The following is a 23,034-nucleotide window of genomic DNA, read 5'->3' as shown; positions in this document are numbered from 1 at the left end:
GACATGCCACGTGTGCCGGGCCACCGGCGGGTAGGGTTTACACGCGTGGGGGCCGACCACCCGCAGCCACCCGGATCCGGTGACACACCCGCCACCGGCACCACCACAGACACACGTCGAGTTGAGGAGTCAACAACGATGGCCTTCTCCGTCCAGATGCCCGCCCTCGGTGAAAGCGTCACCGAGGGGACAGTCACCAGGTGGCTGAAGGAGGAGGGAGACACCGTCGAGGCCGACGAGCCATTGCTCGAGGTCTCCACCGACAAGGTCGATACCGAAATCCCCGCACCGACGTCGGGCGTGCTCACCAAGATCATCGCGAATGAGGACGACGTGGTCGAGGTCGGCGGCGATCTGGCCCTGATCGGCGAGGAGGGCGAGTCGCCCGCCGACGACGACTCATCGGATTCCGCGTCGTCGGGCGGCACCGAGCCCGAGGACGCCGCCGAACCGGAACCCGAACCGGAAGCACCCTCGACCGACTCCGACGCCCCGGCGGAGAAGCCGACGGCGAAGGCCGCTCCGAGCGGGTCGTCGGGCACGGACGTGCTGATGCCCGAACTCGGCGAATCGGTCACCGAGGGCACCGTCACCAACTGGCTCAAGTCGGTGGGCGACGAAGTGGCCGCCGACGAACCGCTGCTCGAGGTGTCCACCGACAAGGTCGACACGGAGATTCCGTCGCCGGTTGCCGGCACGCTGCTCGAGATCGTCGCCGAGGAGGACGACGTGGTCGAGGTCGGCGGCAAGCTGGCGGTGATCGGAGACGCCGCGGCGGCGAAGTCCGAACCCGAACCGGAACCCGAACCCGAACCGGAGCCCGAGCCCGAGCCCGAACCCGAGCCGGAACCCGCGAAGTCCGAGCCGGAGCCCGAGCCCGAACCGGAACCGGAGCCCGAGCCGGAACCGGAGCCGGAACCCGCGAAGGCGACGGAGTCCGAGCCGCCGACCATGGAGTCGACGCCGTATGTGACCCCGCTGGTGCGAAAGCTGGCCGCGGAGAACGACATCGACCTCAACTCGCTGAAGGGCACCGGCGTCGGCGGTCGCATTCGCAAGCAGGACGTCCTCGCTGCGGCCGAGGCGAAGAAGGCTCCCGAACCAGAGCCCACCCCGGCACCCGCTGCCGCCGCCCCGGCGGCACCCTCGGCGCCGAGCGCGGGCAAGGAGATCCGTCCGGAACTCGCCGAGTTGCGCGGCACCACCCAGAAGATCAACCGCATTCGGCAGATCACCGCGAAGAAGACCCGGGAGTCGCTGCAGACCAGCGCACAACTCACCCAGGTGTTCGAGGTCGACATGACCAAGATCGTCACGCTACGCAAGGCGGCCAAGGATTCGTTCCGCACCGCCGAGGGCGTCAACCTGACGTTCCTGCCGTTCATCGCCAAGGCGGTGGTCGAGTCGCTCAAGCTGCATCCCAACGTCAACGCGTCGATCGACGAGGACAAGAAGGAGATCACCTACTACGAGAAGGTGCATCTCGGTATCGCGGTGGACACCGAGCAGGGCCTGCTCTCGCCGGTGATCCACAATGCCGATGATCTGTCGATCGCCGGACTCGCCCGGGCGATCGCCGACATCGCGGGCCGGGCCCGCAGCAACAAGCTCAAGCCCGACGAGTTGGCCGGCGGCACCTTCACGATCACCAACATCGGCAGCCAGGGCGCGCTGTTCGACACCCCCATCCTGGTTCCGCCGCAGGCGGCGATGCTGGGCACCGGCGCGATCGTCAAGCGTCCGGTGGTGATCACCGGTGAGGACGGTTCGGAGTCGATCGCGGTGCGGTCGATGTCGTATCTGCCGCTGACCTACGATCACCGCCTGATCGACGGCGCCGACGCGGGCCGCTTCCTGACCACGATCAAGAAGCGACTCGAGGCCGGCGAGTTCGCCGCGGATCTCGGGCTCTGACGGAACCGATGCTCATTGCCGTCGCGGGCTCACAGGGACTGATCGGGTCGTCCCTGACCACCGCGCTGACCGATGCCGGCCACACCGTGCGGCGCCTGGTCCGGCGTGAGCCGCACGCCGCCGACGAGTTCGCCTGGGACCCCGAGACCATCGGGGTGCCCGCTGAGGCGATCGACGGTGCGGACGCGGTGGTGAGTCTCGGCGGTGTCGGGGTTGGCAACCAGCGGTGGACGGGCAGATTCAAACAGGAACTGCGTGATTCGCGCGTCACCCCGACAGAGGTGATCGCCGAGGCGGTCCGCGACGCCGCGGTGCCCACCTTCATCAGTGCGAGCGCCACCGGTTTCTACGGCAACACCGGTGACACCCCGGCCACCGAATCCACCCCCGCCGGTGACGGATTCCTGGCCGACCTGGTGACCGACTGGGAGGACGCGGCCACCGCCAACGCCGGCCCCGACACCCGGGTGGTGCTGCTGCGGACGGCACCGGTGCTTGCGCCCTCCGGGGGCATTCTGGGCAAGCTCAAGCCGTTGTTCACCCTCGGTCTCGGCGGCAGCATCGGCAGCGGAGAGCAGTACTTCTCGTGGATCAGTCTTCTCGACGAGGTACGTGCGATCGAATTCCTGCTGACCTCGTCGGTCCGCGGTCCCGTCAACCTCGCCGCCCCCGGGGCGGTTCGGTTCGCCACGTTCGTCGACGAGCTCGGGCGTGCGGTGCACCGGCCCACCCTGTTCAAGGTGCCGGCCTTCGCGGCCCGGCTGGCGGGCGGCGAGATGGCCGAGGAAATGATTCTGTTCAGTCAACGCGTTGCACCCGGTGTGCTGACCGACAACCACTTCGAGTTCACTCATCCCGACCTCTCCGCGGCCCTGGCCTACGCGACAGCCTGAGGCGGCGATGAGCGAGCGCACCCGCCGGGAATCAATCCGCGTCGTCGACACGCCCGTCGAGGTCTCGCGCCTCGGCGTCGTCGACTACGGCGCCACCTATGACCACCAGCACGCCCTGGCCGCCGACCGTGCCGGCGGTGCGCTCGATCACGACGTGCTGCTGCTGCTCGAACACCCGTCGACCTACACCGCGGGCAAGCGGACCGAAGACGCCGACCGGCCCACCAACGGCGCGGAGGTCGTCGACGTCGACCGGGGCGGGCGTATCACCTGGCACGGCCCCGGACAGCTCGTCGGGTACCCGATCGTGGCACTCGCCGAGCCCCTCGACGTCGTCGACTATGTCCGGCGCATCGAGTCGGCGCTGATCGAGGTGTGCGCCCACTTCGGTGTGGACGCGGGCCGCGTGGCGGGACGCTCGGGGGTGTGGGTGTGCGACGCCGCGGGTGAACGCAAGCTCGGTCAGATCGGTATCCGGGTGGCACGCGGGGTCACCCTGCACGGTTTCGCCCTCAACGTGAATCCGGACATGAGTGCCTTCGACGCGATCGTGCCGTGCGGCATCGCCGACGCGGGCGTCACGTCCCTGTGCGCCGAGGCCGGCGCACCGATCGGTGTCGACGATGTCATCGGTCCGGTCGCCGAAGCAGTCGCGTTCGCCCTCGACCATCGCGGTCCCGCGCCGACGGGAACCCTCACCGCACCGCGCGTAGCATCGGTGCGGTGACCGTGACCGGAGATCCCACCCCCTCGTCCACCTCCCGGGTCGCAGCGCAGACGCCCAACGCGCCGGACGGCCGCAAGCTGTTGCGCCTGGAGATCCGCAACGCGCAGACCCCCATCGAGCGCAAACCCAAGTGGATCAAGACCCGTGCCACGATGGGCCCCGAGTACAGCGAACTCAAGGGCCTGGTCAAGCGCGAAGGCCTGCACACCGTGTGCGAGGAAGCCGGCTGCCCCAACATCTACGAGTGCTGGGAAGACCGGGAGGCCACCTTCCTCATCGGTGGTGAACAGTGCACCCGACGCTGCGACTTCTGCCAGATCGACACCGGCAAACCCGCCGAACTCGATCGCGACGAGCCCCGCCGGGTCGCCGAGAGCGTGCAGGCCATGGGCTTGCGCTACTCGACCATCACCGGTGTGGCCCGCGACGACCTCCCCGACGAGGGCGCGTGGCTCTACGCCGAGACGGTGCGCGCCATCCATCAGCTCAATCCCGGTACCGGCGTGGAGAATCTGATTCCCGATTTCCACGCCGAGCCGGACCTGCTCGCCGAGGTCTTCGACGCACGCCCGGAGGTGCTGGCCCACAACCTCGAAACCGTGCCACGCATCTTCAAGCGCATCCGGCCCGCATTCCGCTACGACCGGTCCCTCGATGTGCTCACCCAGGCACGCGATTTCGGCCTGGTCACCAAGTCGAACCTCATCCTCGGCATGGGCGAGACCCCCGACGAGGTGCGGGAGGCGATGGTCGACCTGCACGACGCCGGCTGCGACATCCTCACCATCACCCAGTACCTGCGGCCCTCGCCGCGCCATCATCCGGTGGAGCGGTGGGTCAAGCCCGAAGAATTCGTCGAGCACTCCGACTTCGCGCGCGACCTCGGCTTCGCCGGGGTGATGGCCGGACCGCTGGTGCGCTCGTCCTACCGGGCGGGGCGGCTCTACGCACAGGCCATGGCACACCACGGGCGGACCCTGTCGCCGGCGATGGCGCATCTCGCCGAGGAGGGGTCGGCGAGCCAGGAGGCATCGAGCCTCTTGCAGCGCCTCGCCCGCTGAGCCGTATCCTGGACGGCATGGCAAAGGCGCAGTCCACGAGCAAGGAAGCGAAGGCCGCTGCGAAGCAGGCCCGCAAGAAGGCGTCCAAGGAGCGTCGCCAACAGCTGTGGCAGGCCTTCCAGATGCAGCGCAAGGAAGACAAGCGGCTGATCCCGTACATGGTCGGCGTGTTCGCGGTGATCGTGGCGATCTTCGTGGTGCTCGGCCTCGCGTTCGGGAATGTCTGGCTCTTCACCCCGATGGGTGTGATCCTCGGTTTGCTCGCCGCCTTCGTACTCTTCGGCCGCCGTGTCCAGAAATCGGTGTACACCAAGGCCGACGGCCAGCCGGGCGCCGCCGGGTGGGCACTGAGCAACATGCGTGGGCAGTGGCGGGTGAGTCAGGCCGTTGCCGGTACCAGTCACCTCGACGCGGTGCACCGGGTGATCGGCAAGCCCGGCATCATTCTCGTCGCCGAGGGCTCCCCCACCCGGGTGAAATCGCTGGTGGCACAGGAGAAGAAGAAGGCCGCACGCGTGGTGGGCGACACCCCGATCTACGAGGTGTACGTGGGCAACGAGGACGGGCAGGTCCAGTTGTCGAAGCTGGAGAAACACCTCAACAAACTGCCCAAGAACATCGACGGCAAGCGCATGGATGCGCTCGAGGGTCGTCTGGCGGCCCTGGGCGGCCGGACCTCCGGCCCGGCGATGCCGAAGGGACCGGTTCCCGCGAACGCCAAGATGCGCAGCATGCAACGGGCCGCCAAGCGCCGCTGAGCGGCCGTCGACTTGCCACGTGACGTGCCCGATACGGCGTCCGTCATCGGCACCGTGAGTCACGGCGTGAGCGCGCGGCATCGACCACCCCGGTGAACAGCCGCAGGTCGTCGGGCGATTCCTCGGGATGCCACTGGACCCCGAGCACGAACGGTTCTCCGGGTCTCTCAACCCCCTCGATCACCCCGTCGGCGTCGCATGCGGAAACGGTCAGCGAGTCGGCAGCCCGATCGATCGCCTGATGGTGATAGCACTGCGCGGTCACCCGGTGACCGACCAGCGACGCGAGCCGGGTGCCCGGCGTCACCGTGATGTCGGTCGCCGAGAACACCGCGTTTCCCGCTCGGTGGCCCGAGTGCCCCACCACGTCGGGTAGGTGCTGGTGCAAGGTTCCGCCGAGGGCCACATTGAGCACCTGCGCTCCGCGGCAGATGCCGAGCACCGGCACGCCCTGCGCGAGCGCGGCGTCGAGGAGCGCGAACTCCCAGTCGTCCCGTGCTCGGTCCGGGGCGTCGTTCTCCGGATGCGGAACCGTGCCGTACCGTGCCGGGTCGACGTCCTTGCCACCGGTCAGCACCAGCGCGTCGAGTCCCGCCATCACGGCCTCGGCCCCGGTGATTGCCTGCGGCGGCAACATCACCGCCACCCCGCCCGCGCGCGTGACACCGTCGAGATACACATGTGGCAACAAGCTGGCGTGCACATCCCAGACGCCGGTTTGTGCCTGCTGCAGATAGGTGGTGAGGCCGACGATCGGCGGCGGCGTAGCCACCGGTCAGCGGGTGCGGATGATCGCGGTGCCGGTCGCGCGGTCGTGCAGAGCCCGCCCGTTGTAGTCGTTCATCAGGGCCGGGACGATGAAGACGATGAGGACCTGCCGCGCCAGGGCGCGCACCGGGCCGACGGCCGCCGTCGGCTCTTCGCCGGCAACCTCGGCGGCCGCGCGGTCAGGCCCGTGATCGACGCGTGCCACCCGCAGTCCGAGGGCGAACTGCCCCGGTGTGAACCCGAAGATCGACACCGTCACCACGCCGATCACGAACCACACGCCCAGCACCATCGTGCTGATGGTCGGCGAGTCGAGACGCACGAACAGCAGCGCGAGACCGTAGGCGATCAGCCAGTCCAGCAACAGCGCCGCGGTGCGATGCCATCCGCCGGCCAGCGAGCCCGGCCCGTACTCGGGCAGCCCCAGATCGGCGCCGCGATACTCGATGTCGACGTTCTGGCCGGACTGCGGTCCCGAGAGCCAGGAGCCGGTGGCGCGCCCCATCAGCAGCCCACCCAGGCCGAATCGGGGCGGGTCGGGCCGAGACAGGTGGCGCGATAGTCCATGGGTTCCATGGTAGGAGCAGGTGGCGGTACGCGACCCGCCGGATCCGGGAGTGGGCCGATTCACCCTCCACGTATGGTCGTCTTCGGGAATAGTGAGTAATGCCCCCCGTCGAGTGCGCGTAACAGATGAGAAACACGCAATTGACGTGCGTGCAACGTCACATCCATAGGTTTCAGTCAGAGATCCGCTGCTGTCTCTCGGTGGCGGTCCAGGCATGCCAGGCGAACCCTCGGGGCGCGTCTGGCCGGCGACAAGTGAAGGAGTCACCGCACGGTGTACAGCAGCAACGAAGAACTTCTCGAGGGCATCAAGTCAGAAGGTGTCGAGTACGTCGACATCCGATTCTGCGACCTGCCCGGTGTGATGCAGCACTTCTCGATCCCCGCGTCGGCTTTCGACGAGTCGGTGTTCGAGGACGGTCTGGCGTTCGACGGTTCGTCGGTCCGTGGATTCCAGTCGATCGACGAGTCGGACATGATGCTGCTGCCCGACGCGACGACCGCACGGATCGACCCGTTCCGCAAGGCCAAGACGATGAACCTCAGCTTCTTCGTCCACGATCCCTTCACCCGTGAGGCCTACAGCCGCGATCCGCGTAACGTCGCACGCAAGGCCGAGGATTACCTGGCCTCCACCGGGATCGCCGACACCTGCTTCTTCGGCGCCGAAGCAGAGTTCTACATCTTCGACTCCGTGGCGTTCGCATCCGAGATGAACGGCACGTTCTACGAGGTCGAGTCGGAGTCGGGCTGGTGGAATTCCGGTTCGCCGACCGATCCGGACGGATCACCCAACCTGGGCTACAAGGTGCGCCCGAAGGGCGGCTACTTCCCCGTAGCACCCTACGACCACTACGTCGACCTGCGTGACGAGATGTCGACCAACCTGCAGAACGCGGGATTCGTCCTCGAGCGCGGGCACCACGAGGTGGGCACCGGCGGTCAGGCCGAGATCAACTACAAGTTCGACACGCTGCTGCACGCCGCCGATGACGTGATGCTGTTCAAATACATCATCAAGAACACGGCGTGGGCGAACGGCAAGACGGTGACCTTCATGCCCAAGCCGCTCTTCGGCGACAACGGGTCGGGTATGCACGCCCACCAGTCGCTGTGGAAGGACGGCAAGCCGCTGTTCCACGACGAGGCCGGCTACGCGGGTCTGTCCGACCTGGCGCGCTACTACATCGGCGGCATCCTGCACCACGCGCCGTCGCTGCTGGCGTTCACCAACCCGACGGTGAACTCCTACAAGCGTCTCGTGCCCGGTTACGAGGCTCCCATCAACCTGGTGTACAGTCAGCGCAACCGCAGTGCCTGCGTGCGTATCCCGATCACCGGCAACAACCCGAAGGCCAAGCGCCTCGAATTCCGTTGCCCGGACAGCTCGGGCAACCCGTACCTGGCGTTCGCGGCGATGATGATGGCCGGACTCGACGGCATCAAGAACAAGATCGAGCCGCACGAGCCCGTCGACAAGGATCTCTACGAGCTTCCGCCGGAAGAGGCCAAGGACATCCCGCAGGCACCGACCTCACTGTCCGCGGTGATCGACAAGCTCGAGGAGGATCACGAATACCTCACCGCCGGTGGCGTGTTCACCGAGGACCTCATCGACACCTGGATCGCGCTCAAGCGTGAGAACGAGATCGAGCCGGTGCAGATCCGCCCGCACCCCTACGAGTTCGCGCTCTACTACGACTGCTGATCGGCTGTCGCACGTGATGATTCGGCCCGCCCGCGCGTCCGGGCGGGCCGCTTCATGTCGGCGACCGGTTGGTCGACTCGACCGGTTTGCGTTCAGCCTCGCGAGAGCACATCCGACGATTCCGGGGGCTTCTCGACGGGTCGACGGCGCATCGCCAAGGACGCCAGTACCGCGGTGACCAGTAGAATTCCGGCGCCCACCCAGCTTGCGGCGGTGAGTCCGGAGACGAACGCCGAACGTGCGACGTAGGTGAGCGGCCCAGCGCGTTCGGGCGTCAGGTGGGCGGCCTCGACCAGGGCAGCGCTCAAGCTGCGAGTTGCTTCGCCGGTGGCAGCGCCATCCGGAAACGTGGTGCGGTACACAGCGTTGACCACGCTGCCCAGTATCGCGATGCCGAGTGCTCCGCCGAGTTCACTCGACGTTTCGAGCAGACCCGATGTAGCGCCGGTTCGGTCGGCCGGCGCCACACTGACGACATAGTCGGCAATCATGGAGGTCGCCGCGACGATGCCGGCTGCCAGTATCGACGCTCCGATCAGCACACTCACGATCGAATCCGATGTGGTCAGTGCCGCCAGAACCACGAATCCGCATGCGGCAACGAGCAATCCGGCCACGATCACCATTGGCCGGCCGACACGTCCGGCGGCGACCGCCGCCACCGGGGCGGCGACCCCGACGACGATCGAGGGCACCAGACTCCACAGCGCGGCGCGCAATGGTGAAAACGCCAGCACCGACTGCAGATATTGGGTCATCAGCACGGCATTACCCAGCATTGCGAACATGCAGATCAAATTGATCCAGATCGACGTGGCGAAACGCCGTTCGGCCAACAGCCCTACGTCGAGCATGGGCTGATCGATCCGTCGTTGGCGTGTAACGAAGACCGCTCCGAACGCGAGTCCGATTCCCAGCACCACCAGATGGACCCACGACCAGCCGTCGGCGGCGAGGTTCTTGATGGCCGCCACCGTAGGCAGCACAGCAGCCAGGGCGAGCAATGCACTGAGGACATCGACACGGCGTGCCGACGATCCGGTGTTTCCGGGCAACAGGATCGGGGCCACGACGAGCAGGACGGCCATCACCGGCACGTTGATCAGAAACACCGATCCCCACCAGAAGTGTTCCAGCAGAAGACCACTCACAATGGGACCGACCGCAACGCCGCCGGCCATCACGGCGTTCCACGTCGCGACGGCCTTGGTGCGTGCCGACTCGTCGTCGAAGATGTGCCGGATCATTGCCAAAGTGGACGGCATGAGGGTCGCCCCGGCAACAGCCAGCAGCGCGCGTGCGCCGATCAACATCTCTGCCGACGTCGACAGTGCCGCTCCGATCGACGCCAGACTGAAGGCAGCGGCGCCGAGCATCAACAGCCGTCGGTGCCCGATCCGGTCGGCGAGCGAACCCATCGTGAGCAGCAGACCGGCCAGGATGAAGCCGTAGACGTCGAAGATCCAGAGTTGCTGCTCGGGCGTCGGTGCCAGGTCGGCGGCGATATAGGGAACCGCGAAGAACAACACCGAGACATCCATCGACACGATCAGCATCGGCAGGCACAACGCGGTCAGTCCGATCCAGGGTGAACGAGTCACGATCACCACTTCCTTTCTGCGTATGACGTAGACTGTTTAGTCCGTACGCAAATATATGGACTAACTGTGTATTTTGCAAGCAGTTAGTAGAATGCTTGGCATGGCCGCCAACGACGAGGGTGTTCCCATACCCCGCTACCTCGCACTGCTGTGGGGACACGAGAATCCGACGCCACGACGCGGACCCAAGCCCACCCTCACCGTGCGCGACATCGGGCGGACCGCCGCAGCCATCGCCGACCGCAGTGGATGGGAGGCGGTCACGATGAAGGCGATCGCGGACGAACTGGGTATGACGACGATGTCGCTCTACCGATATGTGGACAGCAAAGAAGACGTCCTGGAGATCCTCGCCGAGGAGGCCTACGGTCGCGCCGATCCGGCACTGACCGCGTCGGGTTCGTGGCGTGATCGGATCACGGCGTGGGCGAGAGCAGCTGTCGACGGCTTCCGTACTCACCCGTGGTTGGCTACGCTGCCGTTGTCTCGTCCGCCGATGGGACCGAATGTGTTGTCCTGGACCAATACCGGACTGCAAGCCTTCGACGAGACCGCGCTGAGCGGACAGCAGAAACTGAATGCGCTGCTCGTCGTCGACGGATTTGTGCGGCAACATGTCCGGCAGAGCACCCAGCTGGGCATGTTTCCCACACCGACCGCCACCGCGGCCGAACCGGCATACGAGGCGCTCGTCGGTGCGGTGATCGACGCCGAGTCGATGCCGAGCCTGGCCGCCGCGGTCCGCTCGGCGATGGCCGAGGCGACACCGGACGACGACTTCTTCGCCGAACAGTTCGACTTCGGCCTGTCCATCGTGCTCGACGGCCTGGGCATACTCATCGACGGATCGTGAAATCTCGATGAGAAATTCAATACAGATGTTTGCTCGACGCACTCTCTGGTGATCGACTGTGGGACATGATGCTTCGCCGAGTGTTCGCGCTCCTGTTGCCGGTGATCGCGCTTGTCACACCGTCGCCGGCGCACGCGGCCGGGCCGGTGATCCCGATCCCCGGCCAGGCGGCGCCGACGATGAGCCTGCACTCCGCCGTCACCCCACGTCCGGTCGACGGTGTGGCGCCGTTCTATCAGAATCGCTTCATGGCGCCCAACCCGGACGCCTCGATCCACAACGACGCCTGGCAGACCAACACCTATCACCGTGCCGGACCAGCGGCCGGGCTCAGCACGGTACGGTCGAATAGTCTTCCGGGAGAATGCGCTTCGATCACCTTTGACCGGCGCGGACGCATCCTGACGACCTGCATCGGTGCGGTCCGCGGGCTCTACCTCCTCGACCCGAACACGCTGGCCGAGATCGCGCGGTACCCCCTCCCCTCGAATTCGGGTTCCCTCGTGACCGGCGCGGCGAAGTCCGGCACGCTCAACGGCTTCGGCGGCGGCGGGTATTTCTATCTCAACAACCGCGATCAGGCGGTGATCGGCACCAGTGATCGGCACCTGCTCATCGTCGGGGAGAACAGTGCCGGCGATGGTCTCGTGCGCGTCGCCGACATCGACATCGGTGTGCACCTGCGCCCATCGGAGACACTGACCTCCACGTTGCCCGATTCGAACGGATTGCTCTGGTTCGTCGGCAAGGAGAACGGCGTCATCGGGACGGTCGACGCCGCGAGCGGGACCCTCCGCGTGATTCGGGTGGGTTCCGGAGCCGAGGGCGAAATCGAGAATTCGTTCGCCACCGGCTCCGACGGTGACGTCTACGTCGTGACCAACCGCGAACTCTTGCGGCTGCATGCCGCGGCCGACGGAACACCGCAGATCGACTGGCGGGTGACCTACCCCAACAGTCGGCAGCACAAACCGGGTCAGGTCGACGACGGCAGCGGCACCACTCCGGCGTTGCTGCCCGGCGGTTACGTCGCGATCGCCGACAACGCCGACCCGATGAATGTCGTGGTGTATCGGACGGGGCCCTCGGCGTCCCGCACACCGCTGTGCACCACTCCGGTGTTCTCGCGCGGCGCGAGCGCCACCGAGAACTCCCTCATCGCGGCCGGCAACTCTCTGGTGGTGGAGAACAATTACGGATACTCAACGGCCAGAACGTCTTTGGGTGGGTCATCGACGCCGGGTTTCGCGCGTGTGGACGTGTCGGAGTCGGGTTGCTCGGTGCGGTGGACCAATCACACGGTTGCCGCGCCGAGCGTGGTGCCGAAACTGTCGTTGGCCACGGGGCTGGTGTACACCTACACGAAGAACTCCGGCGTCATGGCTCCCTGGTCGTGGACGGCCATCGATTTCCGCACGGGCGCCATCGTGTGGCAGCGACCGGCGGGAAGTGGACCACTGTTCAACAACAATTACGCCGGAATCGCGATCGGACCGACCGGCACCGCATATCTGGGTGTCCTCGAGGGAATTGTGTCCTTGCGAAGCCCGACGTGAGTCGAGGCGCTGAACACCGCGATTGCCGAGAAGTATCAAGTCAGGGACTTTCTTCCCTCACGTCCTCGCCACTTTTCCTTTACCGTTAATTCATGGCCCCTAGAACACGCTTTGTCGAAGATCTGGCCCCCGGAGACCGCATCAGCTTCGACGGGATGCACGGAGTCGTCCGCACCACCTCACCGCACGGCACCGACGAGCGCCTCGTCGAACTCGTCCACTCCTCCGACGACCGCAATGAGATCGTGCTCACTGTGGGTTCAAGGGTGGAAGTGCTCTAGCCTTCTCGCAACGGTTGCGCCGCGCGGGTCACGTCACCGGCGCGGCGTCGAGGTCGGCGAACATCTGCTGGTTGTGACCGAAGGCGGCCACCGCTTCGGCCACAAGTCGCTCGACGCCGTCGTCGTCGAGTCCGAGCGCATCGAGCCGCTCCCGGTAGGCATCCTTGTATCGCTTGAGCTTGTCGATTCCGTCGAATGCGTAGAAGCTCAGCGTCGTCTCGTCGAGTCCGTAGTGCAGGCGCATCCGGTGCGCCACAATCTGTCCGCCGGAGAGGTCACCGAGGTAGCGGGTGTAATGGTGCGCGACGAAGCGCACCGGATCGTGCCGCGTCGCGCTGATCGCATCGACATAGCGCCGCGTGGCCGGTAACGGCGTTCTCGCCGCGCCGGCCCCGAGCGCGGCGAGGTCGGCGTCGAGCCGCGCCGCTCGGCGGAGGCGATCGTCGAGAACCGCGTCGGCGACCGGATCACCGGCCAGATCATCACCCACATCTTCGAGCGCGCGGTACACGAACCACAGTTGGGTGGCCAGGCGCCGGTAGGCATCCACGTCGAGCCGCCCCGACATCAGGTCGTCGACGAAGGTCGCGTTCTCGGCCTGCTGATGAGCCGCAGCTGTTGCCGCACGCAGGCGCGCGGAGATCGTGGACGTGGACATGATGTGTCAGTCATACCACCGACGGCGATACCACCGAAGGGGGCGCCAACGACCGGCGATCCCGGCACACGCGCGTGGACCTCACCCGGCCACCAGGTTCACCACGATGGTCCGGTGATCGGAGCCGCGCAGCTCGTGAGTGTGCACCGACGTCGCCACGAACCCGCGCACGAGGACGTGATCGATACCGATCAGCGGCTGCTGCGCCCATCGATCGGTGGGGAAGGTCGGGACGAATCCCGCCCCGGCCTGGTCGGTGGCCGCGGCGAAACCGTTCTGCAGTAACTCCCGGAACCGCGCCTGATCCCAGGTTGCGTTGTAGTCGCCGGCCGCGATCGCGGGTCCGGGTGGAAGCGATCGCAGGTAGTCCCGGACCGATCCGAAGTCATCGAGCCAAGTGTTGCTCTGCCCGCGCAGAGGTGCGGCGGGATGGATTGCGAGTACCTGCGCGTCCGGCGCGCCGGGCAGTGACGTGCGCGCAGACAGATTGTGCAGCACCGTGTTCGGGATCTGTGCCTGATCGGTGAGTGGGTGTTTGCTCAGTAACGCGCTACCCACCGCTTCCGGTCCGGGTATCGCGTAGGAGTACGGCAGCTGTCTGCCGATGCCGCCGGCACGCACCTTCGCCAGCGCCTCGGGCGTCAACTCCTGCAGCGATACCAGATCGGCGTCCGCGTCGGCGACGATCGACGCGAGTTGGTCGATGTCGGCCCCACCGAACAGCAGGTTCGACGACACCACGGTGAATCGCTCTCCGGCCGGTGCGGTCTGCGAGACCCACAGTGGCGCTTGCGTGTAGCACAGGGCCAGGGACGCGACGACGGTCAGCGAGAGCATCATCCATCGCCGCAACGCCGCGAAGAGCACCAGCGCGAGAACACCCGGGACGATGGCGTACGGTACCGCGCTGGTCAGGTAGATGCTGAGTTCGCCACGCGAGGGGTAGTAGTGCAGCCATACCGCCACGGCGACCACGGCCAGCAGCACCCAGCCGAATACGATCAGCAGAAAGAATGCGGCTCTGCGCATTACGCTCCGAAGACCTTGCGTACCACGGCTTTCGCCCGACGGGTGACGCGCAGATAGTTCTCCAGGAAGTCGCCGGCCTGATCGTCGGGCCATCCCGCGGCGAACGCGATCTGCCGGAGCTGCCTGCCGGGGCCGGGCAACTGGTCGATGGGCTTTCCACGCACCAGCACGAGCGCGTTACGCGCTTTCGTCGCAGTGAGCCAGGCGTCCTTGAGCAGGGCGACGTCGTTCTCGCTCAACAGTTCCGCGGCGCCGATGGCGTCGAGCGTCTGCAGCGTCGAGGTGTTGTGCAGTGACAGGAAGCGGTGACCGTAGCGCAACTGCATCAGCTGGACGGTCCACTCGATGTCGGCGAGCCCACCGCGACCGAGCTTGGTGTGGGTGGCCGGATCGGCTCCCCGTGGTAGTCGCTCGGCGTCGACCCGGGCCTTGATCCGCCGGATCTCTTTGACCGCGTCGGCGGACACGCCTCCCGCCGGATACCGGATCCGGTCGGCCATGTGCAGGAATTCGACGCCCAGCGCATCGTCGCCGGCCACCTGGTGCGCCCGCAGCAGTGCCTGGATCTCCCACGGCTGTGCCCATTGCTCGTAATACGCGGCGTAGGCGGCCAGGGTCCGCACCACCGGGCCGTTTCGTCCCTCCGGACGCAGCCCGGTGTCCACTTGAAGCGGCGGGTCGTCGCTCGGGGAGCCCAGCATCGAGCGGACCTTCTCCGCGATCGTCTGCGACCACCGCACGGCAGCCGACTCGTCGACGCCGGGATTCGGCTGGCACACGAACAGCACGTCGGCGTCGGAACCGTAGCCCAGCTCCCCACCGCCCAGCCGGCCCATTCCGATGACGGCGATCCGCGCGGGCGCATTGGCCTGCGGGTCGATCCCGCCATCCCCGGTCCCCGATCCCCCGGTTTCGGATTCCTCGCTCCCCGATCCGGCGTTCCCGGCGTCGCGAACCTCCGAATCGTGGATCGCGTAGATGAGAGCGGCATTGAGCACCGCGGCCCACACACTCGACAGCGCCGCGCACACCTGCGGCACGTCCATCATCCCGAGCACGTCGGCCGATGCGATGCGCGCCAACTCTGCCCGCCGATGCGATCGCGCCACCGCCACCGCGCGCCGCAGATCGGGCTGCCGCACCGTCGATGCCACGAGTCCGCGCGCCACTTCACCGGAATCGACCTCACACAGTTTGGGGCCGCCGGCGCCGTCGGAGTACAGGTGGATCACCTCCGGTGAACGCATCAGCAGGTTGGCGATGTACTCCGACGCGCCGAGCACGTGCATGAGCCGTTTGGCCACCACACCGTCGTCGCGGAGCAGCCGCAGGAACCACTCGTTGTCCATCAGGTCGCACAGTCTGCGATAGTTCAGCAGCCCGGCGTCGGGATCGGGGGTGTTGCCGATGTACTCGAGGAGCTGCGGCAGCAGCAATCGCTGCACCTGGCCCCGCCTGCCGCCGGTGGAGGCGAGCGCCCGGATGTGGCTGAGCGCGCGGTCGGGCTGGGCGTAACCGAGTGCGGACAGTCGGCGCTGCGCCGACACGTCGGTCAGCGTCAGCTCGTCGGTGTTGAATCGGGTCGCCGCGTCGAGCAGCGGCCGGTAGAAGAGTTTCTGATGCAGTCGTCGAACCCGCAGGCTCTGGTGTTTGATCTGGTTGCGCAGCACCGTGGTGGCGTCGAGATCGCCCTCGCGGCGGATGTGCGCCGCCCGCGCGAGCCACCGCATGTTCTCCTCGTCGTCGAACGCGGGGAGCATGTGGGTGCGGGACAGTCGCTGCAACTGCAGGCGGTGTTCGAGCAGGCGCAAGAACTGATACGACGCAGTGAGGTTTGCGCCGTCGTCGCGTCCCACGTATCCGCCCGCGGTGAGCGCGTTGAGTGCGTCCACCGTGGCACGCACCCGCAACGTCTCGTCCACCCGGCCGTGCACCATCTGCAGCAGTTGCACCGCGAACTCCACATCGCGGATGCTGCCACTGCCCAGTTTGAGGTTGCGGTCGCGTTCGCTTTCCGGGACAAGCGATTCCACGCGCCGGCGCATCGCTTGCACTTCCGGCACGAAGTCGTCTCGCTCCGCGGCCTGCCATACCATCGGGTTGAGCGCCTCGTGATATCGCTCGCCGAGTTCCATGTCGCCGGTCATCGGGCGCGCCTTGAGTTGCGCCTGGAACTCCCAGGTCTTGGCCCACCGACGGTAATAGGCGACATGCGATTCCAGCGTCCGGGTGAGCGCACCGGCCTTGCCCTCGGGTCGTAACGCCGCATCGACCTCGAAGAAGGCCAGCGTACCGACGCGCATCATCTCCCCCGCGATCCGCGCCGACGTGCCGTCGGCCGGTTCGCTCACGAAGACGACGTCGACGTCGCTGACGTAATTCAGTTCGCGCGCACCACATTTGCCCATCGCGATCACCGCGAGCCGCACCGGGATCGGCCGGTCGGCGCACACCTCGCGGAACGCCACGGCCAGCGCAGCGGTCAGCGCCGCGTCAGCAAGATCGGCCAGCCGCGAACCCACCTCCGGGAACGCGAGTACCGGTTCGTCCTCGACGGTCGAGGCCACGTCGTGCGCCGCAACCTCCATCAACAGGTTGCGATAGGCCAACCGCAATGCGACCACCGCGCGGGGCCCGCTGAATCCGGCACGGTAGATGCTGTTGCCCTGTTCGATCTCGCCGGGCTCGGCGGTCGCATCAACCGCGTCGAGCATCCGCGCGAAGACCTCGTCACGGTCGGGCAGTTCGTCCTCGAGGAGCAGACGCCACGACTGCGGCTCGGCCACCAGATGGTCGGCCAGCGCGTCCGAGGACCCCGTCACCGCGAAAAGCCGGCCACGGAATCCGGTGTTCGACCGCAACCGCGCATCGATCTCCGCCCACTCCGATCCGTCCGTGGCGGCCAGGCGCACCATGGCGCGCAGCGCCAGGTCGGGGTCGGGAGCCCGTGACAGCGCCCAGAGCAGATCGACCGATTCCTCGTCGTTCCACCCCAGCTCGTCGAGGCTCACCGACGCCGAGGGGTCGAGTAGACCCAGCCGCCCCACGCCCGGCACGCCACCACGGCCACGAAGAGTTGTCACACCCCGAAAATAGCGGCCCGGCCGATCGTGCCGGAAGCGCGGGTCGTGCAATCCGCTATTTCGCCCCACTCTCCCGGTTCTCACGGGCGTGCGCCACGCCCGCCTTCGCCAGCAGCCACGGCACCACCAGGGTGGCCAGGGCTGTCACCACCCACACGATCACCGTGGCTGCGATCCAGGTGCCCACGCCACTGATCGAAATGCCGTCGCCGCCGAGCAAGGAGGCAAGCAGTAGCGCGACGAACGTGGATACCAGGCCCACTCCGCCGATGAACGCTTCCGCGTTTCGATGTACGAACTTGACGATGAACGGGCTGAGGATCGCCTGCGCGGCAGCGAAGATGATCACCGCGAGCAGGAAGCCGGCCACGTGGACGGTCATCTTGTCCAGGATCGCGGTGGCGACGAGAATACCGATCGCCGCGGAGATCAAATACACCAGGACACGAACAACGATGCGCATCATGAGGTCATCGTAGGGGTCGGCGGCCACCCCGGGTGGCATGTTCGCCGGGCCACGTCACAGCGGCAGGTAGCGCTTCAGCTCGAACGGGGTCACCTGGCTGCGGTAATCGTTCCACTCGGTCCACTTGTTGCGCAGGAAGTAGTCGAAGACGTGCTCGCCGAGCGCCTCGGCGACGAGTTCGGAACCCTCCATCGCGTGCAGGGCCTCGGCGAGGCTGCCGGGCAGCTCCTTGTAGCCCATCGCCCGCCGCTCGCCCGGGGTGAGCGCCCACACGTCGTCCTCGGCCTCGTCTGGCAGCTCGTAGTCCTCCACGATGCCCTTGAGTCCGGCCGCGAGCAGCACTGCGAACGTGAGGTAGGGATTGCACGCGGAATCGGGGCTGCGGATCTCCACGCGGCGCGAGGACGCCTTGTTCGGGGTGTAGAGCGGCAGCCGGATCAGGGCCGAGCGGTTGGCGCCTCCCCAGGTGGCCGACGTCGGCGCCTCGCCACCGTGGATCAGACGCTTGTAGCTGTTGACCCACTGGTTGGTGACGGCGCTGATCTCGGAGGCGTGGTGCAGAATTCCGGCGATGAACTTCTTGCCCGTCGCCGAGAGCTGCATCGGATCGTCGGGATTGTGAAAGGCGTTGGTCTCGCCCTCGAACAGGCTCATGTGGGTGTGCATCGCCGAACCCGGGTGCTCGCTGAAGGGTCTGGGCATGAACGTCGCCCAGGTTCCCTCCCCGATCGCCACTTCCTTGATGAGGTACCGGAATGTCATGACGTTGTCGGCCATGGACAGCGCGTCGGCATAGCGCAGGTCGATCTCCTGCTGACCCGGGGCACCCTCGTGGTGGCTGAACTCCACCGAGATGCCCGTCGACTCCAAGGCCTCGATCGCATGCCTGCGGAAGTTGGGGGCCGCGTCGTGCACGGCCTGGTCGAAGTATCCACCCGAGTCGGCCGGTGTCGGCACGCTGCCGTCGAGCGGCGCCTCCTTGAGCAGGAAGAACTCGATCTCGGGATGCACGTAGCAGCTGAAACCCCGCTCGGCGGCCTTGTTGAGCTGTCGACGCAGCACCTGGCGGGAGTCAGCCCAGCTCGGTGTGCCGTCGGGCATCACGATGTCGCAGAACATGCGGGCCGAGTGATGCTGGCCGGCGGATGTGGTCCACGGAAGGATCTGGAAGGTCGACGGATCGGGACGGGCCACCGTGTCGGCCTCGGATACACGCGAGAAACCCTCGATGGCCGAGCCGTCGAATCCGATGCCCTCGGCGAATGCTCCTTCGAGTTCGGCCGGCGCGATCGCCACAGATTTCAGATAGCCGAGTACGTCGGTGAACCACAGCCTCACGAATCGGATGTCGCGCTCTTCGAGGGTCCGCAGCACGAATTCCTTTTGGCGATCCATGATCGCCGACATTAGAAGTAGCCTGTTAAATCCGTGTTACATTCACAATTCGAACTCGACATGCTGCGGAAATGTACCGCAAATCTCAGCATGTGAGAGGGCCGTTCGGAATCGCGAGACGCGAGAAATAGGCATCGACGGCCGAGTCCACGCAGACGTTTCCCTGCAGTGCTGCCGTATGGCCGTACCCGCCGACGCTGATCAACCGGGCCCGCAGCCGAGTGGCCGCCGCAACCCCCGCCGCGTACGGGGTGGCCGGATCGTGCACGGTGGCCACCACCACCGGTGTCGGCGCGCCATCGGCGATGCCTTCTCGTCGCGGGGCCTCCTCAGGCCGCCGGTCCGATGTCGGCCAGAATGCACACTCATCAAGCGCACCACGGCCGGTGCCGCGACCGTCGTCGGCATACGGCGCCGCCTGCCGCTGCTCCCGATCCAACCGGTCCACCAGCGCGCGATCGGTGATCTGCGGACCGTCCGCACACCGCACCGCCAGAAACGCGTCGGCCGAGTTGTCGTAGTGTCCCGCCGCGTCACGGCCCTCCATCGTGTCGGCCAACGACATCAGGGTTTGCGCGCCCCGGTTCTGCCCATCAGGTCCGGGCGCGATGCCGGCCAACCCCGAACGCAAGGTGGGCCAGAGGTCGCGCCGATACAGCGCCATGCCGGTCGCCTCCACCGCGGCGTCGTAGGTGAGCAGGCGACCGTCGGCAACGCGGACCGGGCGTTGCCGCAGCGGCCGGACCAGGCGCTGGTACTCCGACACCGCACCGGCGGGATCGGCACCCAGCGGGCACTCCGGAATCCGGGCGCAGTCGGCGGCGAAACCCGCGAACACATCCTGGAAAGCGCGCGCCTGGGCCAGCGTCGCGGCGATCGGATCGGCGTCGGGATCATCCACGCCGTCGAGGACCAGTGCCCCGATGCGCGACGGATGATTGCGCGCGTACTCGATGCCCAGCCGGGATCCGTAGGAGTACCCGAGAAAGTCGATTCGGTTCTCTCCCAAAGCGATTCGGATACGCTCGAGATCCTCGACAACGAAGCCGGTGCCCAGGCGGGTCAGCACTTCGCTACCCACGCGCGTGCGGCAGAGTCCGGCGACACGGCGGGCGTCGCGTTCTGCGGCGGCGATCCCCGCCGGCGACCGGTCTCCCAGATCGGCCGAGCGTTGCGCGTCGCGTTCGGCGTCGGTGCGGCACCGGACGGTCGGCGTAGAGCGGCCCACACCCCGCGGATCAAAGCTCACCACGTCGTGATCGAGAGTGAATCGCATGGCGCTCAGGCTTGGCGCCGCCCCCAGCAGATACCGCACCCCCGAGGCGCCCGGCCCGCCCGGATTGATCACCACCGTGCCCTGCGCGGGTCCGGAAGCGCGTAGCCGCGCGAGCGCCAGCGTCACGGTGCCGCCACCCGTGGCCGGGTCCAGCGGCACGCGCAGCAGACCACATTGCAGACGCCCTGCCAGGTCGCCGACCGCGGGCGCGTCCGGGCACGCTTCCCATCCGATCGCGCCGGTGTCACCGGGTCGCGATGCGGGCGCGCAGGCAGACACCAGGCCGATCGCGACCACGAATACGGCGGGCAGCACTCGGCGCGACCACTCCCGCCGACGGGCTCGACCTCCCCCGCATCCGCCCGGCATGCCGCGAATCGTACGGCGTCGGTCCGGGCGAAGATGTGAGCAATGACACTCCGGTGCCGGGTTACCGACAGGTTGCCTGATGGGAGAATCGGGGTGTCATCAACCGCCCGGGTACCTGCCACGCAGGACTCGAGGAAGAAAAGAGACAACGATGTCGCCTGAGGCAACCTCTTCAGACGTGCCCGTATACGGCGCGACCCCCGATTCGACCCCCACCGATTCCGGCACGGCCCGGCGCCGCACCACCCGTGTGCATCATCTCGCCGCGATGAAGGAAAGCGGCGAGAAATGGTCGATGCTCACCGCCTACGACTATTCGAGTGCCCGCATCTTCGACGACGCCGGAATCCCGGTTCTGCTGGTGGGCGACTCCGCCGCCAACGTCGTCCTCGGCTACGACACCACCATCCCGGTGTCGATCGACGAACTGATCCCGCTGGCCCGCGCCGTGGTGCGCGGAGCACCGCACGCCCTCGTGGTCGCCGACCTGCCGTTCGGCAGCTACGAGGCCGGACCGCAACAGGCGCTGGCCTCGGCGGTGCGCTTCTTCAAGGAGGCGGGTGCGCACGCGGTCAAGCTCGAGGGCGGCGAACGCGTCGCCGAGCAGATCGCCACCCTCACCGCCGCAGGCATCCCGGTGATGGCCCACATCGGCTTCACCCCGCAGAGCGTCAACGGACTCGGCGGGTTCCGTGTGCAGGGCCGTGGTGATGGCGCCGACCAGCTCATCGCCGACGCCATCGCCGTGCAGGAGGCCGGAGCCTTCGCCGTGGTGATGGAGATGGTGCCCGCCGACATCGCCGGCCAGATCACCCGTAAGCTCACCATCCCCACCGTGGGTATCGGCGCGGGCAACGAAACCGACGCCCAGGTGCTCGTCTGGCAGGACATGGCCGGATTCACCCACGGCAAAACCGCTCGGTTCGTCAAGCGCTACGCCGACGTGGGCGGGCAATTGCGCACCGCCGCAGCGACATACGCCGACGAGGTGCGTCGCGGCGTGTTCCCCGGTCCCGAACACAGCTACTGAGCAGCTCGTGCGCCGACACCGGCGCACGAGCCATCGGCGCCCCCTACAGTTGGGGCATGCGCGACTTCTACCCGGCCCTCGAACCATATGCACGGGGCCACCTCGACGTCGGTGACGGGCAGCAGATCTATTGGGAGACCTCGGGGAATCCGGACGGCAAACCGGCCGTCTTCGTGCACGGCGGCCCCGGTGGCGGTACCGCGCCGGACCAGCGACGCTTCTTCGATCCGGCGCGCTACCGCATCGTGCTGTTCGACCAGCGCGGCTGCGGCAAGTCGCGTCCGCACATCGCCGACGGAGCCGACCTGTCGGTGAACACCACACCCAAGCTGATCGCCGACATGGAGGCGTTGCGATCGCACCTGGGCATTGATCGCTGGCAGGTGTTCGGCGGGTCGTGGGGTTCCACGCTGGGTCTCGCCTACGCGCAGACACACCCCGATCGGGTGACCGAGCTGGTACTGCGCGGCATCTTTCTGCTGCGTCGCAGCGAGATCGACTGGTACTACAACGGGGGCGCCGCCCACATCTACCCCGATGTGTGGGAGTCGTACCTGGCCCCGATTCCCGACGACGAACGCGACGGCGACCTCGTCGCCGCCTATCACCGGCTGCTCACCTCCGACGATCCGCACGTCGCGCAGTCGGCGGCCCGAGCGTGGACCGGGTGGGAGCAGGCCACCAGCTACCTGCTACCCAAACCCGAGGAGGCCGCGGCGGCGAAGGAGGACGCGGGCCCACGTTTCGATCTCGCCTTCGCCTCGATCGAGAACCACTACTTCGTCCATCACGGCTTCCTCGACGACGGTCAGTTACTGCGCGACATCGACCGCATTGCCGGCATTCCCGGCGTCATCGTGCAGGGACGCTACGACGTGGTCTGTCCGCTGCGCAGCGCATGGGATCTGCACCGGGCGTGGCCGTCGGCGACGCTGCACATCGTGGCCGATGCGGGCCACGCATCGTTCGAACCGGGAATCAAGCATCACCTCATCGAGGCCACCGACGCCTTCGCCGACCGATGATTCCGCTGCCCTAGAC

The 23,034-nt window shown here is 67.0% G+C and carries 20 protein-coding genes; 11 read left to right on the top strand and 9 right to left on the bottom strand.

Translation table 11 applies throughout. The annotated features are described in order from the left end of the window. Positions 1 to 138: 138 nt before the first annotated feature. From sucB to ACWDSI_RS11505, 5 genes are read left to right on the top strand one after another with little or no spacing between them, the layout of a single operon-like run. Positions 139 to 1,914 carry a 2-oxoglutarate dehydrogenase, E2 component, dihydrolipoamide succinyltransferase gene (sucB, locus tag ACWDSI_RS11525; RefSeq protein ID WP_449756609.1) on the top strand — a complete coding sequence of 592 codons (1,776 nt, stop codon included), beginning with the start codon at positions 139 to 141 and terminating at the stop codon, positions 1,912 to 1,914. An 8-nt stretch (positions 1,915 to 1,922) separates the two neighbouring features. Then, positions 1,923 to 2,807, top strand: a complete 885-nt coding sequence (locus tag ACWDSI_RS11520) for a TIGR01777 family oxidoreductase (RefSeq protein WP_449747181.1) — start codon at positions 1,923 to 1,925, stop codon at positions 2,805 to 2,807. A 7-nt stretch (positions 2,808 to 2,814) separates the two neighbouring features. Next, positions 2,815 to 3,534 carry a lipoyl(octanoyl) transferase LipB gene (gene lipB / locus ACWDSI_RS11515; RefSeq protein WP_449747182.1) on the top strand — a complete coding sequence of 240 codons (720 nt, stop codon included), beginning with the start codon at positions 2,815 to 2,817 and terminating at the stop codon, positions 3,532 to 3,534. Positions 3,535 to 3,536: 2 nt separating this feature from the next. Continuing rightward, complete coding sequence (gene lipA, locus ACWDSI_RS11510) at positions 3,537 to 4,595, top strand: lipoyl synthase (RefSeq protein ID WP_449747248.1); 1,059 nt, start codon at positions 3,537 to 3,539, stop codon at positions 4,593 to 4,595. A gap of 17 nt (positions 4,596 to 4,612) precedes the next feature. Continuing rightward, positions 4,613 to 5,353: a DUF4191 domain-containing protein gene (locus tag ACWDSI_RS11505; RefSeq protein ID WP_449747183.1), complete on the top strand. Its 741-nt coding sequence runs from the start codon at positions 4,613 to 4,615 to the stop codon at positions 5,351 to 5,353. A 43-nt stretch (positions 5,354 to 5,396) separates the two neighbouring features. Here the strand turns inward: ACWDSI_RS11505 and ACWDSI_RS11500 are convergent, their stop codons facing one another. Then, positions 5,397 to 6,125 carry a gamma-glutamyl-gamma-aminobutyrate hydrolase family protein gene (locus ACWDSI_RS11500; protein ID WP_449747184.1) on the bottom strand — a complete coding sequence of 243 codons (729 nt, stop codon included), beginning with the start codon at positions 6,123 to 6,125 and terminating at the stop codon, positions 5,397 to 5,399. 3 nt (positions 6,126 to 6,128) lie between these two features. Continuing rightward, positions 6,129 to 6,626, bottom strand: a complete 498-nt coding sequence (locus ACWDSI_RS11495) for an RDD family protein (RefSeq protein ID WP_449747185.1) — start codon at positions 6,624 to 6,626, stop codon at positions 6,129 to 6,131. Positions 6,627 to 6,962: 336 nt separating this feature from the next. Between ACWDSI_RS11495 and glnA (ACWDSI_RS11490) the strand changes: the two genes are divergently transcribed. After that, positions 6,963 to 8,396 carry a type I glutamate--ammonia ligase gene (gene glnA, locus ACWDSI_RS11490; RefSeq protein WP_449747186.1) on the top strand — a complete coding sequence of 478 codons (1,434 nt, stop codon included), beginning with the start codon at positions 6,963 to 6,965 and terminating at the stop codon, positions 8,394 to 8,396. Between the two features lie 92 nt (positions 8,397 to 8,488). Here glnA (ACWDSI_RS11490) and ACWDSI_RS11485 read toward each other — a convergent pair whose 3' ends face one another. Continuing rightward, on the bottom strand, positions 8,489 to 9,952 hold the full coding sequence (locus ACWDSI_RS11485) for an MFS transporter (protein ID WP_449747249.1): 1,464 nt from the start codon (positions 9,950 to 9,952) through the stop codon (positions 8,489 to 8,491). 145 nt (positions 9,953 to 10,097) lie between these two features. On the opposite strand from ACWDSI_RS11485, the gene ACWDSI_RS11480 reads away from it, so the two are divergent. The 3 genes from ACWDSI_RS11480 (at position 10,098) to ACWDSI_RS11470 (ending at position 12,687) form a co-directional block, all read left to right on the top strand. Next, on the top strand, positions 10,098 to 10,850 hold the full coding sequence (locus tag ACWDSI_RS11480) for a TetR/AcrR family transcriptional regulator (RefSeq protein WP_449756608.1): 753 nt from the start codon (positions 10,098 to 10,100) through the stop codon (positions 10,848 to 10,850). A 65-nt stretch (positions 10,851 to 10,915) separates the two neighbouring features. Next, complete coding sequence (locus tag ACWDSI_RS11475) at positions 10,916 to 12,406, top strand: hypothetical protein (protein WP_449747188.1); 1,491 nt, start codon at positions 10,916 to 10,918, stop codon at positions 12,404 to 12,406. A gap of 92 nt (positions 12,407 to 12,498) precedes the next feature. Further along, complete coding sequence (locus ACWDSI_RS11470) at positions 12,499 to 12,687, top strand: hypothetical protein (RefSeq protein WP_449747189.1); 189 nt, start codon at positions 12,499 to 12,501, stop codon at positions 12,685 to 12,687. A 28-nt stretch (positions 12,688 to 12,715) separates the two neighbouring features. Here the strand turns inward: ACWDSI_RS11470 and ACWDSI_RS11465 are convergent, their stop codons facing one another. From ACWDSI_RS11465 to ACWDSI_RS11440, 6 genes are all read right to left on the bottom strand, one after another. Further along, complete coding sequence (locus tag ACWDSI_RS11465) at positions 12,716 to 13,345, bottom strand: biliverdin-producing heme oxygenase (protein WP_449756607.1); 630 nt, start codon at positions 13,343 to 13,345, stop codon at positions 12,716 to 12,718. An 81-nt stretch (positions 13,346 to 13,426) separates the two neighbouring features. Then, positions 13,427 to 14,374, bottom strand: coding sequence for an endonuclease/exonuclease/phosphatase family protein (locus ACWDSI_RS11460; RefSeq protein ID WP_449747191.1), 948 nt, complete (start codon positions 14,372 to 14,374; stop codon positions 13,427 to 13,429). Further along, entirely contained in the window at positions 14,374 to 17,457 is a 3,084-nt protein-coding gene (locus ACWDSI_RS11455) for a bifunctional [glutamine synthetase] adenylyltransferase/[glutamine synthetase]-adenylyl-L-tyrosine phosphorylase (protein WP_449747192.1), read from the bottom strand. The genes ACWDSI_RS11460 and ACWDSI_RS11455 overlap by 1 nt, the downstream gene beginning before the upstream one ends. 55 nt (positions 17,458 to 17,512) lie before the next feature. After that, the gene (locus tag ACWDSI_RS11450) at positions 17,513 to 17,923 is read right to left on the bottom strand and encodes a hypothetical protein (RefSeq protein ID WP_449747193.1); all 411 of its coding nucleotides are present in this window, start codon (positions 17,921 to 17,923) and stop codon (positions 17,513 to 17,515) included. A 54-nt stretch (positions 17,924 to 17,977) separates the two neighbouring features. After that, positions 17,978 to 19,318, bottom strand: coding sequence for a type I glutamate--ammonia ligase (gene glnA / locus ACWDSI_RS11445; protein ID WP_449756606.1), 1,341 nt, complete (start codon positions 19,316 to 19,318; stop codon positions 17,978 to 17,980). Positions 19,319 to 19,403: 85 nt separating this feature from the next. After that, positions 19,404 to 20,909 carry an alpha/beta hydrolase gene (locus ACWDSI_RS11440; protein WP_449756605.1) on the bottom strand — a complete coding sequence of 502 codons (1,506 nt, stop codon included), beginning with the start codon at positions 20,907 to 20,909 and terminating at the stop codon, positions 19,404 to 19,406. Positions 20,910 to 21,114: 205 nt separating this feature from the next. Between ACWDSI_RS11440 and panB the strand changes: the two genes are divergently transcribed. Continuing rightward, positions 21,115 to 21,993, top strand: a complete 879-nt coding sequence (panB, locus tag ACWDSI_RS11435) for a 3-methyl-2-oxobutanoate hydroxymethyltransferase (protein ID WP_449756604.1) — start codon at positions 21,115 to 21,117, stop codon at positions 21,991 to 21,993. 56 nt (positions 21,994 to 22,049) lie between these two features. Then, positions 22,050 to 23,018 (top strand): prolyl aminopeptidase, encoded by a 969-nt coding sequence (pip, locus tag ACWDSI_RS11430; RefSeq protein WP_449747197.1) that lies wholly within the window; start codon positions 22,050 to 22,052, stop codon positions 23,016 to 23,018. Positions 23,019 to 23,034: the final 16 nt, after the last annotated feature.

The organism is Gordonia sp. NPDC003429 (assembly GCF_053588575.1).
Note: the sequence above shows the minus strand (reverse complement) of the source record. Positions and strands in the feature narration are given on the sequence as shown.